We start from the raw sequence: 17,553 nt of genomic DNA, 5'->3' as shown, positions 1-17,553 counted from the left end.
GCGTCGCATCGTGGAGAAGCTCGCCGAGCGCGAAGGGACCACGCCGGCGGCGATCCGCGCCGCGGCGCGCGACGCGTCGTTCGCCGCGATTCCGGCCGACGTCGCGCCCGAGCACTGGGAGCTGGTCCACCGCGCCGCGCGCCTGCCCGAGGCGGCGCGCCTGGCGGTGGAGAACCTCGAGTTCAGCACGCTCGCCAAGTACGCCTTCGACCTCGCCCAGGCGATCAACGGCTTCTACCACCGCCACCCCGTGCTCCGCGAGCCGGACGAGGCGGTGCGCGCCGCGCGCCTCGCCGTGCTCCTCGTCGCCGAAAACGCGCTCGTCGCGGTCCTCGACTTGATGGGCGTGCCGACCCCCGAAAGGATGTAAGGAGGCCCCAGTGCGCGTCCTCGCCTTCCCGCCCCTCCCCCCGACGCTGCGGGCGGTCCTGCTCCAGATGGAGCAGGCGCGCGAGGCGTTGCTGCTCGTGCCGCCCAACGGCGCCTCGCTCGCCGCCGCGTCGGCGCAGGTCGCGGACGTCGTGCTCGCGCCGGCCGAGTCGGCGGCGGCGGAGCTCGATCCGCTGGCGCCGAGGACCGGAATGCCGCTCGTCGTCGTCTGGGGCGACGCCGAAGCGTGCGTCGCCGCGCTCGCCGCGGGGGCGGACGTCTGGATCGATCCGGTGGAGACGGCGCCGCAGTTGCGGGCGCGCCTCGCGGCGCTGCTCCGCCGCGCCCGCCGCGAAAGCCCGGCCGGCCGCGACGCGGGAACCGGGCTGCTCGGTTCGGCTCTCTTCGCCGCGCTCCTCAGACGGGAGTTCGAGCGCGCCGCGCGCTACCGCCGCCCGTTGGCCATGGTCGCGCTCTCCTCGGACCACCCGGCCGGGGACGCCGAGGAGACGCGCCGCCTCGCCGACGGGCTGCGCGGCATGGTGCGGGACTGCGACACGCTGGCCTTCCTCGGCGAAGGGCGCTTCGCGCTGCTGCTGCCCGAAACGGACGCCGGCGGCGCGATGGCCGCGGCGGCGCGCCTCCGGGTGGTCGCGGCGACCCCCGGCGCCGACGCGAGCGCCGGCATCGCCTCCTTCCCGACGCGGGGGATCGCGGGGCCGGACGACCTGCTGGGCCGCTGCCTCGAGGCGCTGGCCCACGCGCGGCGCCGCGGCGGGCAGCTCCTCGCCTTCGGCGCGGCCGACGTCGCCTGGGCGCCCGAGACGCCGCCCACCGCCCTCTTCTGACCGCGCCCGCGCGGCGCGTTCGGAGACGGTCCTGGGGCCCGGCGACGGCGCGGCGCGGCGAAGCCGCTTCAGCGCGCCGGCAGCCGTTCCTTGAGCCCGGCGGGGCGATAGCCGTCGAGGTCGACGGCGACCTTGCGGAACCCGGCCTTCTTCACCGCCGCCGAGACGGCGGCCCGCGTCGCCGCGTCGAGCAGCGCCGGGATCTCCTCCGGCCCCAGCTCGATCCGCGCCGCGACGCCGTGGTCGCGCACCCGCACAATCCGGAAGCCGAGCGCGCGCACCGCCTGCTCCGCCTCGTCGATCCGCGCGAGGCGGCCGGCGTCGATCCGCTCCCCGGTCGGCACGCGCGACGCGAGACAGGCCGACGACGGCTTCTCCGCGAGGCCGAGCCCGAGGCGGCGCGCCAGTTCCCGCACGTCGGCCTTGGTGAAGCCGGCCTCGAGCAGCGGCGCGCGGAACCCCGCCTCCGCCGCGGCGCGCATTCCGGGCCGGTCCTCGTCGAGGTCGTCGGCGACCGGGCCGTAGACGAGCTGCGCGCCGGCGGCGCGGGCCAGCGGCGCGAGCGCCCGGCCGAGCGCGAAGCGGCACCAGTAGCAGCGGTCGGCGTCGTTGCGCAGATAACGCTCGTCGGCGAACTCGCCCGTCTCGACGATCTCCAGCGGCGCGCCGAGCCGCTCGGCGACGGCGAGGGCGTCCGCGCGGTCGCGCGCCGGCAGCGACGGCCCGGCGGCGAGCACGGCCCTTGCGTCCTCTCCCAATTCCGCGCGGGCCACGGCGAGCAGCGTCGCGCTGTCCACGCCGCCGGAGAAGGCGACCACGACGCGGCCGTAGCCGCGCAGCGCCGCCCTCAACGCCCGCTCCTTCTCCGCGAGATCCGCCGCGTCCCGTTCCGTCATCGTCGTCCGCCTCCGAGGCGGCAAATGTTAGCAGCGGCGACGCCCGCCCCGCTTGTTGCGTGTATCGTCCCACGGGGCCGCGGAGCGGCCGCGGACGCCGGCCCGCCGTCGTCTGCGCGTCCCTCCCGCGGGGCGGTTCCTGTCCCCCGCGCGCGCCCTCGAAGGGAGCCGTCATGAAGCGCCTCGCCCTCGCCGTCGTCCTCCTCGCGGCGCTGGCCGCCGCCGCGTTGATCGCCTGCGCGACGAACCCCGCGACCGGCCGCAGCCAGCTGATCCTCGTCTCCGCGGAGAAGGAGCGGGAGATGGGGCTTTCGGCCGTTCCGGGGGTGATGGAGGAGTTCGGCGCCTACGACGATCCGGCCCTCGCGCAGTGGGTCTCGGGGATCGGCAAGGGGCTGGCGGCGAAGACGGAACGCCCCGAGCTCCCGTACCAGTTCACCGTCCTCGACTCTCCCGTCGTCAACGCCTTCGCCCTTCCCGGCGGGCCGACCTTCGTCACGCGCGGCCTGATCGCCCACGCCGACAGCGAGGCCGAGCTGGCCGGCGTAATGGGGCACGAGATCGGCCACGTCGTGGCGCGCCACGGCGCGGAGCAGGCGAGCCGCGGACAACTGCTCAACCTCGGGCTCGGCGCGGCGTCGATCGCCCGGCCGGAACTGCAGCGGTTCGGGCAGCTGCTCGGCGCGGGGGCGCAGATGCTCCTGCTCCGCTACTCGCGCGACGCGGAACGGGAGGCCGACATGCTCGGCGTCCGCTACATCGGCCGCGCCGGCTACGAGCCGACGGCGATGTCCCGCTTCCTCGGCGTCCTCGACCAGTTGGCGCAGGAGTCCGGGAAGTCCCTTCCCGGCTGGCTCTCGACCCATCCGGATCCCGGCGAGCGCGTGGCGACGACGCTCCGGCTCGCGCAGGCGGCGCCGGCCCCGGCCAACCCGCGCGTCGGGCGCGAAGAGCTGCTGGCGCGGGTGGACGGCTTGGTCTTCGGCGACGATCCGCGGCAGGGGTTCCAGAAGGGGCTGACCTTCCATCACCCGCAGCTCCGCTTCCGCTTCGACCTGCCCGAAGGCTGGAAGGCGATCAACACGAGGGCCGCGGTCGCGGCGACGGACGACGAGGAGAAGCCGACGGCGCAGCTCGCGCTCCGCCTCGCCCCGGCCGACGCGGCGCAGCTGTCGCCCGCGGCGTTCGTCGAGCGCCTCAAGCAGAAGAACCCGAACGCCTCCTTCGACGGCGCGGCGGCGGTCCAGAACGGCGTGGACGCCTGGCGCGGCGCGATCGTCGTGCACGGCGATTCCGGCGCGACGCGCCTTTCCGCGGTCTTCGCCCGCGTCGAAGGGCGCCTCTACCAGTTCCTCGGCGCGACGTCGGACGAGGCGAAGCGCCCGGCGCTGGACCGCGCGCTGCGCTCGCTGCGCCCCGAAACGGACCCCGCAGCGCTCGGCGTCCGGCCGGTCGTCGTCCGCCTGGCGAAGGTCCCGGCCGGGACCGCGCTGCCGGAGTTCTGCGCCCAGCGCAAGGACCTCGGCGCGCCGTGCAAGGTCGTCGGCGACCTGAACCACCTCCCGTCCGACGCCCGCGCCGCGGGGACGGCCACCTGGAAGTACCCGGTGCGCCAGAGCGCCGTCTACCCCTGAACGCCGCGCCGGCCCCCCCGAACGCCTCGCGGGAGCGCCGCCGCCCGGCCCTGAACGCCGCGCCCGCGCCGCCGGATGCGCGGCGCGGGGCGACGCTCTATGTTCTGCCTCGGGCGGCGTCCGGCGCGGTCCGGGCGAAGCCGCGGAGGTTCGTTATGGACACGCTGGGCAAAGGGCTGCTCGAGTCGGTCGCGCCGATCGCCGGGACGGTCCGCGCCGTCGGCGACCGTCAGGCGCGCCGCGACGCCCAGCCGCGCGGGCAACGCCGGCCGGATCGGCAGCCGCAGACGGGGCACGACGCGGTCGAGATCTCGAGCGGCCCCGAAGACGACGAGACCGCGCCGAGCGGCGCGACGACGACGGAAGAGCCGAGCGGCCACCTCGACGTCGCCGGCTGACCCGCGCCGCGCGTCGTCCGCCGCGACGGGCCGGCGGTCCGCCCGCGCAAGAAAAAGGCGGGCCGCGAAGCCCGCCTCTTCGACGTCCGTCGAACCGCCTTCCGTCAGCAGATCTCGAAGGCGCTGAACATGTAGCCGATCTCGAACGCCGCCGTCTCCGGCGCGTCCGAGCCGTGGAAGCCGTTGCACTGGATGCTCTCGCCGAACTGCTGGCGGAGCGTGCCCGGGGCCGCCTTGGCCGGATCGGTCGCGCCGAGGATTCCGCGCCACATGGCGATCGCGTTCTCGCCCTCGAGCGCCATCACGACGACCGGGCCCTCGCTCATGAAGGTCGTGAGGTCGGCGAAGAACGAGCGCTCGCGGTGGACGGCGTAGAACCCCTCGGCCTGCTTCTTGGTCAGGTGGACCCGCTTGAGGGCGACGGGGCGCAGGCCGTGCGCCTCGGCGGCCTTGATCGCCTCGCCGATCACGTTCTTGCGGACGGCGTCCGGCTTGACGATGGCGAGGGTGCGTTCGATGGCCATGGTTCGTGTCTCCTAAAGGGGCGGGCGCCGCCCGCCCGGGGGGCGAAAAGAAAGGGGCGCTCGATCGGAGCGCCCCTCTCAAGCGGGTCAGATTATGCCCGGAGCGCGGCGAGCGCGCCCGCGGGCCGGTCCCGGGTCAGGCGCGACCGAGAACCTTGGCCACCGTCGCGCCGATCTCGGCCGGCGAGTCGCAAACGGTGATCCCGGCCGCCCGCAGCGCGGCCTTCTTCTCCGCCGCGGTGCCCTTGCCGCCGCTGATGATCGCGCCGGCGTGGCCCATGCGGCGTCCCGGAGGCGCCGTCGCCCCGGCGATGAAGGCGACGACCGGCTTGGTCATGTTCGCCTTGATCCACTCGGCGGCTTCTTCCTCGGCCGTGCCGCCGATCTCGCCGATCATCACCATCGCCTCGGTCTGCGGGTCCGCCTGGAAGAGCGGCAGCAGCGAGGTGAACGGCGAGCCGATGATCGGGTCGCCGCCGATCCCCACGGCCGTGCTCTGGCCGAGGCCGATCCGCGTCAACTGGTCCACGGCCTCGTAGGTCAGGGTGCCGGAGCGGGAGAGCACGCCGACGGTGCCGGGCTGGAAGATCATCATCGGCATGATGCCGATCTTGCAGCGGCCGGGCGTGACGATGCCCGGGCAGTTCGGCCCGATCAGCCGCGACTTGCCGGAGGCGACCAGCGCGTTCTTGACCTTCAGCATGTCGAGGACCGGGATCCCCTCGGTGATCGCGACGATCAGCGGGATCTCGGCGTCGATCGCCTCGAGGATCGCGTCGGCGGCGAAGGCCGGCGGCACGAAGATCGCGGTGGCGTTGGCGCCGGTCGCGTTCTTCGCCTCGAGCACCGAGTCGAAGACCGGAATGCCCTCGTGGACCGTGCCGCCCTTGCCGGGCGTGCAGCCGCCGACGACGCGCGTGCCGGCCGCGACCATCTGGGCGGTGTGGAACGAGCCCTCGCCGCCGGTCATGCCCTGGACGAGGACCTTGGTTGCCGCGTCGATCAGAATGCTCATCGCGCCTCCCCGCGCACGGCCGCGACGACCTTCTTCGCGGCCTCGTCGAGACCCTCGGCCGCGGCGAGCTTCAGGCCGGAGGCTTCGAGGATGTGCCGCGCTTCGGCGGCGTTGGTGCCCTGCAGGCGGACGACCAGCGGGACGTTGATCTTCACGTCCTTGGCCGCGGCGACGATCCCCTCGGCCACGCGGTCGCAGCGGACGATGCCGCCGAAGATGTTGACCAGGACCGCCTTGACGTTCGGGTCGCCCATCAGGATGCGGAAGGCGTTGGTCACCGACTCCTTGTTGGCGCCGCCGCCCACGTCGAGGAAGTTGGCCGGACGCGAACCGGCGAGGTCGATGATGTCCATCGTGGCCATCGCCAGCCCCGCGCCGTTGACCATGCAGCCGACGACGCCGTCGAGCTTGATGTAGTTGAGGTCGCTCTTGCTGGCCTCGACCTCCAGCGGGTCTTCCTCGTGGACGTCGCGCATCGCGCGGACGTCCTCGTGGCGGTGGAGGCCGCTGTCGTCGAAGGAGACCTTCGCGTCGAGCGCGAGCAGGTTCCCGTCCGGCGTGGAGACGAGCGGGTTGATCTCGACCAGCGAGGCGTCCATCTCCTGGAAGCAGCGCACGCAGCCGCCGAGCAGCTTGATGAACTGCTTGAACAGCGGACCGGTGAGCCCGAGCCCCTTGGCGACCTTGCGGCCGAGGTACGGCTGGTAGCCGGCGACCGGATCGACGTCGGCGCGGATGATCTTCTCCGGCGTCTCCGCGGCGACCTTCTCGATCTCCACGCCGCCTTCGGAGGAGGCCATGATCGTGATCTTGGCCTTCGCGCGGTCCACCAGCACGCCGAGGTAGTACTCGTGCGCGATGTCGTTGGCCGACGTGACGAAGACCTTGCGGACCAACCGCCCCTTGGGGCCGGTCTGCGGCGAAACGAGCGTCATGCCGAGGATCGCGCGGGCCTTCTCTTCGGCTTCGGCCGGAGTCTTGGCGAGCTTGATGCCCCCGCCCTTTCCGCGCCCGCCGGCGTGGATCTGGGCCTTGACGACGACGGGACCGCCGAGCTTCTCGGCGATGGCGCGCGCCTGTTCCGGGGTCTCCGCGACTTCGCCGGGAGCGACCGGAACGCCGAAGCGCGCGAGAACCTGCTTGGCCTGGTACTCGTGAACGTTCAAGAGACGTCCTCCAAGGGGTGGCGTAGAAACGAGGTCGCGGCCGCGGACCATCTGCGGCGCGCAGTGGCGATGCTAAAACTCGGACGCCGCCGCTTCAAGCCCGGGCGCGTCCCGCGCCCGGGCGTTAGTATCCCGCCCGCCATGAAACCGATCTTCGCCTGTCTGTTCGCCGCCGCGCTGGCGGTCCCCGCCGCCCGCGCCGCGGACATGGTCCCCGGGCCGCTGCGGCGCGCGCTCGACGCCCCGGTCTTCGCCGGCCAGGGAATCGGCCTTTACGCGGTCCGTCCCGACGGCTCGGCGATCGCCGCCTTCGGCGCCGAGCGCCCGCTCGTTCCGGCCTCGACGATGAAGGTCGTCACCGCCGCCTGCGCCCTCGACGCGCTCGGCCCCGACTTCACCTTCCGCACCCGCTTCCTCGCCGACAAGCGGCCGGGGAGCGACGGCGTCGTGCGCGGCGCGGTCTACCTCGTCGGCGGCGGCGACCCGATGTTCCGCGCCGAGGACCTCTGGACGGCCGTGCAGGACCTGGCCCGCTCCGGCGTGAAGCGGATCGCCGGCGACGTCGTCCTCGACGACGGCCGCTTCGAGCCGCCGGGACGCCCCGCCACGTGGCCGCCCGCCCTCTCCTTCCCCGCCCCCTACGACTCGCCGCAGAGCGCCTTGGCGCTGGCCTGGAACGCCGCGGAGCTGGTCGTGCAGGGTGGCCCGCGCCCGGGAGCTCCGGCGCGCGCGGAGACGGCCCCGCTGCCGCACCTCGCGAAGATCGAGAACGGCGTGACGACCGCAGGGCGCACCGCGGTGACGCTCGCCTTCTCCCCCGCCGCCGACGGCCCGGCGACGGCCCGCCTCTCCGGCTCGGTCGCCAAGGGCGCGACGTTCCGCGAGTGGATTCATCTCGGCGACCCGACGCAGGCGGTCGGCGCGGCGCTCGCGGAGTTGCTGCCGCACGCCGGGATCAAGCTCGACGGCCGGATCCGCCGCGGCGCCGCCCCCGCGAACGCAGCGGCGCTGGTCGAGCGCCGCAGCTTCCCCCTCGGGACGACGCTCGCGCCGATCATGAAGCACTCGTCGAACTTCGGCGCCGAGATGGTCGCGCGGACGATCGCCGCCGAGGCCGGCGCGAAGCCGGCGACGATCGCCGCCGGCGCCGCGCGCCTCTCGGCCTGCCTCGACCGCTGGGGCGCGCCGCGGACCGGCGTCTCGGTCCTCGACGGCTCCGGCTACAGCCACGGCGACCGCCTCACCGCCCGCGCGCTCGTCGCCGCGCTGCTCGCCGCCAAGCGCGCCAAGTGGGGCGCCGATTTCGAGGCGACGCTGCCGACGGCGGCCGAGGACGGCTCGCTGCGGCGCCGCCTCCGCGACATGCGCGGACGCGTCCGCGCCAAGACCGGCACGCTCGACGGCGTCCACGCGCTCGCCGGCTACATCGACACGCCGGGCGGGCGCGAAGTCGTCTTCGCCGTCCTCGTCAACAAGACCCGCCGCGGCGGGCCGTTCCTCGGCCACCCGGACGTCGACAAGCTGGTGCGCGCGATCGCCGCCGCGGCCGACGGCCGCTCGTCCGGCGAAGAAGACGAAACGCCGGCGCCGCGGAGGCGCCGGCGTTCCTGAAGACCGCGGAAACCGTCAGAACGGCAGGCCGATCGAGAACTGGAACCGGCTGATCTCGTCGTAGCTCTTCGACTTGATCGGCCAGCCGTAGATCAGGCGGATCGGCGCCTGGAAGACCGGCAGGTAGACGCGGAACTCGACGCCGGCCGACATCCGCATGTCGCTCGTGTTGATGTGCACGCCGTTGTCGTAGACGCCGCCGGCGTCGAAGAAGCCGGCGAAGGTCGCCGTCTTGCCGATCGGCAGCCCCAGCTCGAACTGCCCCAGGATCGACTTGTTGCCGCCGACGTAGGCGTTGCTGACGATGTACGGGTTGCCGAACGCGTCGAGCACCGGGTTGCCGTTCTGGTCCACCTCGACGATGTCGCGCAGCGGGGAGATCGACCGGGTCTCGAAGATGCGCGGACCGATCGAGTCGCCGCCGAGGTAGAACCGCTCGAACCGCGGCACGCCGTCGATGACGCCGGTCTTGCGGTCGTAGCTGCCGAACGCCCGCACGTACTGGGCCTCGAGGTGGGCGGCCACGAACAGCTTGCTGAAGATCGGGTGGTAGCCGCTGAAGGAGATCCGCGGCCGGAAGAAGTTCGTGTCGCCGCCGAAGATCTTCGAGGCGATCTGCGGGACGAGCTGGATCTCCATGCCGCGCGTCGGGCGCATCGGGTTGTTCACGCGCCGGAACGAGTAGAGCGGCGTCAGCGAGCCGATCTTGGTGCGGGTCGAGGCGAAGTACGAGGAGACGTCGATCGTGTCGGCGTCCACGCTCTCGTAGCCGTAGGTGATCTGGAAGGTGGAGAAGTCGCCGAGCCGGCGGCCGAGCGTCAGCGCGCCGCCGGTGCTCGTCTGCTGCAGCCGCTGCTGGGCGCCGCTGGCGTCCTGGTACTGGCCGTAGTCGTAGCTGCGGCGGAAGAGCTGGAAGCCGAAGGTGTTCGGCTTGCCGAGGAACCACGGCTCGGTGAAGCTGATCGAGGAGCGGTTGGAGTAGCCGCCGACCTGGGCGGAGAGCTCCAGCGCCTCGCCGCGGCCGAGCAGGTTGCGCGTCTGGTAGCTGGCGAGGAAGAACGCCCCTTCGAGCTCCGAGTAGCCGCCGCCGATCTGCACTTCGTTGCGGGACTGCTCCTCGCCCTGCACCCGGACGTCGACTTCCGACTTGCCGGGCACCGGCTCGAGCGTCGGCTCCTCGCCCGGCATCCAGAAGCCGAGCATCTGCAGCTTCTGCACCGAGCGGTCGAGCTGGGCCTTGTTGAGCAGTTCCCCCTCGAAGACGTTCATCTCGCGGCGCAGCACGACGTCGTTCGTCGTCGTGTTGCCGCGGAACTCGATCCGCCGGATGGTGTACGGCTGCTCTTCCTCGATCTGCACGACGACGTCGGCCACGGCGTCGGGACCGGGACGGCGCTCGAAGCGCCGCGTCACCGCCGCGTAGACGTAGCCCTTCGCGCCGTAGGCCGCGCGGACCGCGGTGACGCCCGCCTCGAGGGCGGCGTCGGAGAGGATCGCGCCGTCGCGCAGCGGGATGTACCGCCGCAGCTCTTCCGGCTTGAAGATCGTGTTTCCTTCGAACTTCACCGTGCCGAGGTGGTAGAGCTTCCCTTCGTCCACCGGAACGGTCAGGTAGACCCACTTCTTGACGCGGACGTCCGGCTCGGGGGCCGGCTTGTCGATCCACGTCGCGCCGGCGCGGACGGCCTTCTCCTTGTCCTTGGCCTGCTTCGCCGTCTCCTTCGCCGCGCGCGCCTCCGCCTTCCGCTTGGCCTTCTCCGGATCGACGGCCCGCACGTCCACGGCGGGCGGCCGGAGGTCGGCGTCGAGGTAGCCGTGGTCCTTGTAGTACTGGGTGATGTTCGTCGAGTCCTGCTGGTACTTGAGCGGGTGGTAGAGCGACTTCGCGCCCCACGGCCAGTACCACTTCCACGGCTCGACCAGCTTGAGCTGGCTGCGCAGCGTCCGGGCGCCGAACGCTTCGTTGCCGATGAAGTTCAGCTTGCGGATGCGGGTCTTCCCCCCGCCCTTCATGTGGAAGACGACCGAGCGGGTGGTGGCGGAGACGGTCTTGATCTCCGCCTTGGCCTCGGCGTCCATGAACCCCTTCTGCGTCAAGGCCTCCTTGATCAGCGACTCCGCCCGCCAGATCTTCTTGCGGTCCAGCGGCTGCCCGACCTGGAGCTGGAACTCCCGCTGCTTGAAGTAGTCCTCGATCTGCTGCTGGGTGATGTCCTTCGACTTGTCGTAGGTCACCGAGAGCAGCGTCGGACGCTCGCGGAGGTCGATCACCAGGACGGCCCCGGCCGGGTCGCAGCGCTTCGAGAAGCGGAGGTCCGAGAAGAGCCCCCTCCGCCAGAAGCGGATGTACTCGCGGTGGACCGCGCCGTCGTCCCATCGCGCGCCGGGCTTGATCGTCAGATCGAACCGCACGGCGTCCGCGCTCATCTTCGCGTTGCCGCGCACCTCGATGGCGCTGATGGTGTCGCAGGTGATCGGATTTTCCTGGGCGAGCGCCGGTGCGCACACGGCGGCGGCCCAGCAGGCAAAAGCCAGCGGCAGGAACGCGAAGCGTCGAGTGTCGGGCATGGCGGCGGACAGACTAGCGTGGATCCCGCCCGCGCGCACCCGTCCTCTCAAGGGGTCGCGGCCGCCTCGTCCGCCGCGCGCCGCGCCAAGAGATCGGAGAGTTGGAGCCGCAAACGCTCGTCGCGCCCCCGCGGCGTCGCGATCTCGTGCTCCGCGCCGTCCTCGACGAAAAACATCCGTTCGGCGCCGTCCCGGCCGCGCAGGAACATCCACGAGCCGAGCCGCACCCCCTTGGCGCCGTCCGGCGTTTCGACGAAGGCCGGACCGGACTGCGGGTCGCGCGGCTGGCCGCCGGCGGCCGAGAAGTACCGCGCGAGGTCCTCCCCCTCGAAGTCCCGCCCGCCGGCGAGGCCGATCAGCCCGAGGACGGTCGGCGCGACGTCCACGAGCGAGCACGGCCCCTCGACGACGCTTCCGGGACGCACGCCGGGGCCGAAGATGATCCACGGGCTGACGACGGTCCCTTCCTCGAGTCCGGTCGGGCGGTCGAGCCAGACCCCGCCCTCCCCGAACGGCGCGCCGATCGTCCCGACGACGACGACGACCGTGCGGTGCAGGTCGCCGCGCGCCGCGACGACCCGTTGGAGTTCGGCGATTTCGGCGTCGAGATGCCGCGCCGCCTCCGCGTAGCCGTAGACCCAGTCCCGGACCGGACGCCGCCGGTCGGCCTCGGCGGCCCACGACGGGGCCGGCGACGGAGGCTGGTTTGAGTCGGGCGGCCGCAGGTCGCCGATCTCCCCCTCGAAGAGCGGCGCGGTCAGCGGCGCGGGGCGGCGGAGGTCGCCGAACCGCACCCACGCGAACCACGGGCCGCGCGGCAGGCCGGTCAGCCAATCGCGGAACGATTGGGCCAGTTCGGGCGCCGGATGCGAGGCGGCGTCCCGGCGCGCCAGCAGCGCCGCGGGGCGGCCGAAGACGCTCCGGCCCAGCCAGGCGACGAGCCACTCCGGATCGTCGAAGCGTTCGAAGAAGCCGGCCTCGGGCGCGGGCGCCGCGGGGTCGCCGGCCACGAACGCCGCGGTGCGGTAGCCGTGGCTGGCCAGGATCTGCGGCAGCGCCTCGACGCCGGGGTTCGCCGGATCGCCGACGCCGCGCACGCCGTGGGCGGCGGGATAGAGGCCGGTGAGGAGCGAGGTCGCCGCCGCGTCGAAGTCGGTGGAGGGGGAGATCGTCTCGGCGAAGACCGCGCCCCGCTCCGCCAGTTCGGAGATCATCGGCGTCCAGCGCCGCGCAGCGGCGCGGTCGACGAGGACCTCGCGGCGCAGTCCCTCGACGGAGACGACGAGGACGTTCGGGTAGGCCGCGTCCCGCGCCGGCCCGTAGAGCCCGGTCGGGCCGAGCGCCGCGGCGGCCGCGGCGACGGCGACGACGAAGAGCCCGCCCCCCACCGCCAGCGCGGTCGTCCAGTGGCCGCGGGAGGCCGAGAGGACGGCGGCGGGAACGAGGAAGAAGGCCAGCCCCGCCGCCGCCAGGCCGACGAGCGCGGCGCCGAGCAGGACCATCGGCGCGTGCTCGCCGGGCAACGGCTCCCCCGCCAGCCACGGCCCGGCGGAGACGCTCAGGAGCAGCGCCGCGCAGACGACGCGTCCCACGGCGTAGCGCCCGGGGCGCAGGCCCAGGGCGCGCGAGGCGCCGGCGGCGAGCGCGCCGAGCGCCGCGCCCCACGCCGCGCCGACGACGGCCGTGACGCCCAGCAGCGCGCCGGTCAGCGCGGCCAGATCGCCGAGCGAGGCCCACGGGACCCCCGCCGGCAGCAGCAGCCGCGCCAGATCGGCCGCGCCGACCGCGAACCCCGCGCCGGCGCCGAGCAGCGCGCCGGTCCGCGCGGCGTCGCCGAGCGCCGCCTCGGCGTCCCGCGGCGGAAGGCCGCGGCGCGCGAAGAACGTGACGGCCCGCGCCTCGAGTCCCGAGGAGCGCTGCGACACCAAGAGCCGGAGCGCGGCGAAGAAGCAGACGAACGTGAACGGGCCGGCGAGCTCGCGCAGCCCGATCGAGGTCACGCCGAGGTCGATCCGCGTGCCGCCGGTGCCGAGGACGACGACGAGCGCCAGTCCGGAGACCGCCAGGCCGGCGTTGGCGATCCGCGCCACGGGACGCGGCGGGCCGTTCATCGCGCGGCCGCCCCGTCCGGGGCGCAGGCGACCGTCGGGATCGTCGCGAAAAAGGGGAACGGAGAAGCCACGGACCGTATTCTAGGCGTCGCCGGCGCCGCGCGCCGGGAGTCGGAGAGACCAATGATCACGCCGGAAGACAGCGCCCCCCTTCTTCGTCTGATCGACCAACTCGTCGCCGAGCAGGAGTCGCGGGCCTACGCGATCGGCCGCCGCCTCGCGCCGAACCTGACGCTCGACGACCTCTATTGCCCGGACGACGTCGTCGTCCTCCGCTCGGACCCCGAGTTCATGTACGCCGCGGGCGCCCTCTCCGGCCTGCTCGCGGCGCAGGCCGCCCTCCGCGCCGAAGTCCGTTCCGGTCGGTAGCGCGCGCCGGACGCCCGGCCTTCCGACGCCCTTGATCGCGGGCGGCGGGAGCGGGCCGCGCGCGCCGCCGCGCGGCCGCCGGACGCCCCGCATTCCGCCGCCCGGACCGCCGCCCGAGCGGCCGCGCGGGAACGGCGCCGTCCCCGCGGAACGGCCACTGCCCGCGGTGGCCTTTGATGTTATGTTCCTTGCTCGCTGCGGAGACGCGATGATCCTGACCCTCAAGCCGGACGCCGACCCCGAGGCGGTGCGGCGCGCCCTCGCGGCGCGCGGCCTGTGGGTCGTGCGCCTCGACGGGGCCGACGGGCCGGTCGCGTTCGAAGTCCGCGCCCATTCCCGCGCCGTCGCCGCCGGCGAACTCGCCGACCTCCCGGGGGTCGCCGCCGTCGCCGCGCCGCCGAGCCCGCACCCGCGCCTCGACGCGCAGCCGGAGCGGATCGACGTCGGCGGCCTTTCGATCGGCCCCGGCGCGCCGCCGGTCTGGATCGCCGGCCCTTGCTGCATCGAGTCCGAAGAGCAGATCGAGGCCGCGGCCGCCGCCGTGGCCGCCGCGGGGGCGCGGATGCTGCGCGGCGGCGCGTTCAAGCCGCGCACCTCCCCGCACGAATTCCAGGGGCACGGCCTCGCCGCGCTCGACTGGCTCGCCGCCGCGGCGCGGCGGCACGGCCTGCGCACCGTCTCCGAAGCGCTTTCGGAGCGGGACGCCGAGGCGGTCGCGGCGCGCGTGGACATGGTCCAGGTCGGCTCGCGCAACATGCAGAACTTCGCCCTGCTGCGCGCCGTCGGCGCGACCGGCCGGCCGGCGCTGCTCAAGCGCGGCATGGCGGCGACGATCGAGGAATGGCGCCTCGCCGCGGAGCATCTCCTCGTCGCCGGCGCGCCGGGGGTCGTCTTCTGCGAGCGCGGCGTGCGCGGCTTCGACCCCGCGTCGCGCAACCTGCTCGACCTCGGCGCCGTGGCCCTTCTCGCCCACGTCGACCGCCTGCCGGTCGTCGTCGATCCCTCGCACGCCCTCGGGCGGCGCGACCTCGTCCCGCACCTCGCCAAGGCCGCGCTCGCCGCCGGCGCCGCGGGGGTGATGATCGAGGTCCACGCCGCGCCCGAACGCGCCCTCTCCGACGGCCCGCAGGCGCTGCCGCCGGACGAGTTCGCCGAACTCCTCCGCGAGGCGCGGGCGTCCGGCCGGGCGCCGGCGTGAGCGGCGGCGCGCCCGCCCCGCCCCGCGGGGGGAGCGGCGCGATGTTCGACCGCATCGCGCGCCGCTACGATCTGCTCAACCGCGTCCTCTCCTTCGGCGTGGACCGCCGCTGGCGCCGCCGCGCGATCGACGCGCTGCGCCTCGCGCCGGGGGCGCGCGTGCTCGACGTCGCCGTCGGCACGGCCGACCTCGCGCTGCTCGCCGCGCGGCGGATCGAAGGCGCCGCCGTCGTCGGCGTCGATCCCTCGCCGGAGATGCTCGCCGAGGGACGGACCAAGATCGCCGCCTCGCCGGACGGCGCGCGCGTGCGCCTCTGCCTCGGCGACGCGCAGGCGCTGCCGTTCGCCGACGAGTCGTTCGACGCGGCGATGATCGCCTTCGGCATCCGCAACGTCCCCGACCGCGGACGCGGCCTCGAGGAGATGCGCCGCGTCGTGCGCCCCGGCGGACGGGTGGCGGTCCTCGAGCTCAACGAGCCGCGCGGCCTGATCGCCGCGCCCGCCCGCTTCTGGGTGCGGAGCGCGGTGCCCTGGCTCGGCGCGCTCCTCTCCGGCGCGCGGGAGTATCGTTATCTGCAACGGTCGATCGCCGCCTTCCCGCCTCCCGCCGAGTTCGCCGCGCTGGCGGAAAGCCGCGGCCTCGACGTGGAGCTGGTGCGACCGATGACCTTCGGCGCTTGCTGCCTGTTCGTGCTGCGCCGCGCGGAGGCGCGGCGATGATTCCCCAGAATCCCGACGCCTATCTGAGCGGCGAGATCCCGCTGCGGCTCACCGAGCTGGCCCACTTCCTCGGCTTCGAGATCGGCCGGCTGCGCGACCGCCGGCGGGCGGCGGTCTTCGTCGTCCCCGCGCCGAGCGCGCCCCCGGAAACGCTGCTGCGGATCGACCCCGCGTCCACGGCCGCCTTCTGGCGTCCGCCGGAAGGCCCGGCGATCGTCGGCATGGGCGAGGCGCTGCGGCTCGACCTCTCCGGGCCGGGCCGTTTCGCGGCGCTCGACGCCGCGGCGGCCGCGCTCTGGAGCGGCCTTCCCGTCGTCGCGCACCCCGACGCCGTGCCGTTCGTCCCCTGCCTGCTCGGCGGCTTCTCCTTCGAGCCCGGCGGCGCGGACGCGACGTGGAAGGGGTTCGGCGACGGCTGCTTCGTCCTGCCGCGCTGGACCTACATCGTCGGCGAGCAGGGCGCCGCGCTGGCGCTGGCGCTGCACGGCGAGGAGGAGTTCCTGCACGACGCGGGGCGGCTCCAGCGGTTCGAGCGGATCTACCGCGCGCTGAGCCGGCCGCCCGAGCCGCCGGCGACGCCGCCGCGACGCCGCGCCGCGCGCACGATGGAACGGGAGGAGTGGACCGCGCTGGTCGAGGACGCGCGGCGCGAGATCGAGGCCGGCCGTCTGCGGAAGGTCGTCGTCGCCCGCCGCACCGACGTCGAGTTCGACGGCCCGCTCGACCCGGCCTCCGCCTTGGCCCGGCTGCGCGCCGCGCAGGGCGGAACGTATCTCTTCGCGCTGCGCCGCGGCGCGGCGACCTTCTTCGGCGCGACCCCCGAAACGCTCCTCGTCAAGCGCGGCCTCGCCGTGCGCAGCGAGGCGCTCGCCGGCACCGCGCCGCGCGCCGAGGGAGAGGCGGACTCGGCGGCGGCGACGTTCCTCGCCGCGAACGCGAAGGACCTCGCCGAGCACCGCGCCGTCGTAGAGGGGATCAACGACGCGCTCGCCCCGTTCTGCCGCTCGCTCACCGCGCAGCCCGCGCCGTCGGTGCGCACGCTGCGCGACGTGCACCACCTTTCGACGCCGCTCGACGGCCAGCTCCTCGCGGCGACGCCGCTGCCCCGCCTGCTCGAGGCGGTCCATCCGACGCCGGCGATGGGCGGCGCGCCGCGCGACGCGGCGCTCGACTTCCTGCGGCGCCGCGAGCCGGCGCCGCGCGGCTGGTACGCCGCGCCGTTCGGCCGGCTCGGCGCCGACGGCGACGGCGAGTTCGCCGCGGCGATCCGCTCCGCGATCGTGCGCGGCGACAAGGCGTCGTTCTACGCCGGCGCGGGGATCGTCGCCGCCTCCGACGCCGCGCGCGAGTTCGAGGAGATCGCGGCGAAGGAGCGGACGATCGGCGACGCCCTGGGGATCTGATGCGCCCGCGCGACCTCAACACGCCGTGGGCCTCCCTCTTCGTGCGCCGCCTCGCCGCGGCCGGCGTGCGCCGCGCCGTCGTCAGTCCCGGCTCCCGTTCGACGCCGCTCGCCCTCGCCGCGGCGCGCGAGCCGGCGATCGAGACGACGGTCGTCGTGGACGAGCGCTCCGCGGCCTTCTTCGCGCTCGGCGCGGCCAAGGCGACCGGGGCGCCGGTGTTGCTCGTCTGCACGTCGGGCACGGCCGCCGCGCACTACCTCCCCGCGATCGTCGAGGCGAGCCTCGCCGGCGCGCCGCTGATCGCCGTCACGGCCGACCGGCCGCCGGAACTGCAGCGCCGCGCCGCGCCGCAGACGATCGACCAGACGAACCTCTTCGGCCGCTTCGTCCGCCTCGCGCTCGACTTGGGCCTCCCCGACGAAGCGCCGCGCGCGCTCGAAGGGCTCGCCGCGTCGGCGGCGCTCGCGGCCGACGCCGCGCTCCATCCGGAACCGGGCCCGGTCCACGTGAACGCGCCGTTCCGCAAGCCGCTCGAACCGCAGGCCGCGCGGAACGAGGCGGACGCGTCGCTCGCCGCCGCGGCGGCGACGATCGCGTCGCGTCCCGCGCCGCGCCGCATGCCCGCCGAGCGTCGTCCGTCGCCCGACGCCGCCGCGGCCCTCGCGCGCCGCGCGGCCGGCCGCCGCGGGCTGATCGTCTGCGGCCCCGGCCCGCTGGCGCACGC

Annotated in this window: 16 protein-coding genes; 10 read left to right on the top strand and 6 right to left on the bottom strand. The window is 74.4% G+C overall.

Going from position 1 to position 17,553, the window contains the following annotated elements:
• A partial coding sequence (locus LLG88_09550) for a hypothetical protein (protein ID MCE5247147.1) occupies window positions 1-370 on the top strand: 370 nt, incomplete at its 5' end.
• A 10-nt stretch (window positions 371-380) separates the two neighbouring features.
• Entirely contained in the window at window positions 381-1,217 is an 837-nt protein-coding gene (locus LLG88_09545) for a hypothetical protein (protein MCE5247146.1), read from the top strand.
• Between the two features lie 68 nt (window positions 1,218-1,285).
• Here the strand turns inward: LLG88_09545 and larE are convergent, their stop codons facing one another.
• A complete protein-coding gene (gene larE / locus LLG88_09540) occupies window positions 1,286-2,113 on the bottom strand; it encodes an ATP-dependent sacrificial sulfur transferase LarE (protein ID MCE5247145.1) in 828 nt (275 codons plus the stop codon).
• 173 nt (window positions 2,114-2,286) lie between these two features.
• Here larE and LLG88_09535 point away from each other — a divergent pair, with 173 nt between their 5' ends.
• Entirely contained in the window at window positions 2,287-3,747 is a 1,461-nt protein-coding gene (locus tag LLG88_09535; GenBank protein MCE5247144.1) for a M48 family metalloprotease, read from the top strand.
• Window positions 3,748-3,902: 155 nt separating this feature from the next.
• Window positions 3,903-4,145 carry a hypothetical protein gene (locus tag LLG88_09530; GenBank protein MCE5247143.1) on the top strand — a complete coding sequence of 81 codons (243 nt, stop codon included), beginning with the start codon at window positions 3,903-3,905 and terminating at the stop codon, window positions 4,143-4,145.
• Between the two features lie 104 nt (window positions 4,146-4,249).
• Here LLG88_09530 and ndk read toward each other — a convergent pair whose 3' ends face one another.
• From ndk to sucC, 3 genes are all read right to left on the bottom strand, one after another.
• Complete coding sequence (gene ndk / locus LLG88_09525; GenBank protein MCE5247142.1) at window positions 4,250-4,669, bottom strand: nucleoside-diphosphate kinase; 420 nt, start codon at window positions 4,667-4,669, stop codon at window positions 4,250-4,252.
• A 136-nt stretch (window positions 4,670-4,805) separates the two neighbouring features.
• A complete protein-coding gene (gene sucD, locus LLG88_09520) occupies window positions 4,806-5,684 on the bottom strand; it encodes a succinate--CoA ligase subunit alpha (protein ID MCE5247141.1) in 879 nt (292 codons plus the stop codon).
• Complete coding sequence (gene sucC, locus LLG88_09515) at window positions 5,681-6,850, bottom strand: ADP-forming succinate--CoA ligase subunit beta (protein ID MCE5247140.1); 1,170 nt, start codon at window positions 6,848-6,850, stop codon at window positions 5,681-5,683. The genes sucD and sucC overlap by 4 nt, the downstream gene beginning before the upstream one ends.
• A gap of 141 nt (window positions 6,851-6,991) precedes the next feature.
• Between sucC and dacB the strand changes: the two genes are divergently transcribed.
• A complete protein-coding gene (gene dacB / locus LLG88_09510; GenBank protein MCE5247139.1) occupies window positions 6,992-8,461 on the top strand; it encodes a D-alanyl-D-alanine carboxypeptidase/D-alanyl-D-alanine-endopeptidase in 1,470 nt (489 codons plus the stop codon).
• A 15-nt stretch (window positions 8,462-8,476) separates the two neighbouring features.
• On the opposite strand, the gene bamA is transcribed toward dacB, so the two are convergent.
• Both bamA and LLG88_09500 read right to left on the bottom strand, forming a co-directional pair.
• Window positions 8,477-11,029 (bottom strand): outer membrane protein assembly factor BamA, encoded by a 2,553-nt coding sequence (gene bamA, locus LLG88_09505; protein MCE5247138.1) that lies wholly within the window; start codon window positions 11,027-11,029, stop codon window positions 8,477-8,479.
• Window positions 11,030-11,076: 47 nt separating this feature from the next.
• Window positions 11,077-13,140, bottom strand: coding sequence for a sulfatase-like hydrolase/transferase (locus tag LLG88_09500; protein MCE5247137.1), 2,064 nt, complete (start codon window positions 13,138-13,140; stop codon window positions 11,077-11,079).
• Between the two features lie 123 nt (window positions 13,141-13,263).
• Here LLG88_09500 and LLG88_09495 point away from each other — a divergent pair, with 123 nt between their 5' ends.
• The 5 genes from LLG88_09495 to menD form a co-directional block, all read left to right on the top strand.
• Window positions 13,264-13,509, top strand: a complete 246-nt coding sequence (locus tag LLG88_09495) for a hypothetical protein (GenBank protein MCE5247136.1) — start codon at window positions 13,264-13,266, stop codon at window positions 13,507-13,509.
• Window positions 13,510-13,717: 208 nt separating this feature from the next.
• Window positions 13,718-14,707 (top strand): 3-deoxy-7-phosphoheptulonate synthase, encoded by a 990-nt coding sequence (aroF, locus tag LLG88_09490; protein ID MCE5247135.1) that lies wholly within the window; start codon window positions 13,718-13,720, stop codon window positions 14,705-14,707.
• 41 nt (window positions 14,708-14,748) lie between these two features.
• Window positions 14,749-15,426, top strand: coding sequence for a ubiquinone/menaquinone biosynthesis methyltransferase (locus tag LLG88_09485; GenBank protein MCE5247134.1), 678 nt, complete (start codon window positions 14,749-14,751; stop codon window positions 15,424-15,426).
• Window positions 15,423-16,829, top strand: a complete 1,407-nt coding sequence (locus LLG88_09480) for an isochorismate synthase (GenBank protein MCE5247133.1) — start codon at window positions 15,423-15,425, stop codon at window positions 16,827-16,829. Before LLG88_09485 ends, LLG88_09480 begins: the two co-directional genes overlap by 4 nt.
• Window positions 16,829-17,553, top strand: a 725-nt coding sequence (gene menD, locus LLG88_09475) for a 2-succinyl-5-enolpyruvyl-6-hydroxy-3-cyclohexene-1-carboxylic-acid synthase (GenBank protein ID MCE5247132.1), incomplete at its 3' end; no start/stop codon positions are given. The genes LLG88_09480 and menD, both read left to right, overlap by 1 nt.

It is taken from the genome of bacterium, from assembly GCA_021372775.1.
GTDB lineage: Bacteria > Acidobacteriota > Polarisedimenticolia > J045 > J045 > JAJFTU01.
This window is presented reverse-complemented; position numbering and strand designations above follow the sequence as displayed.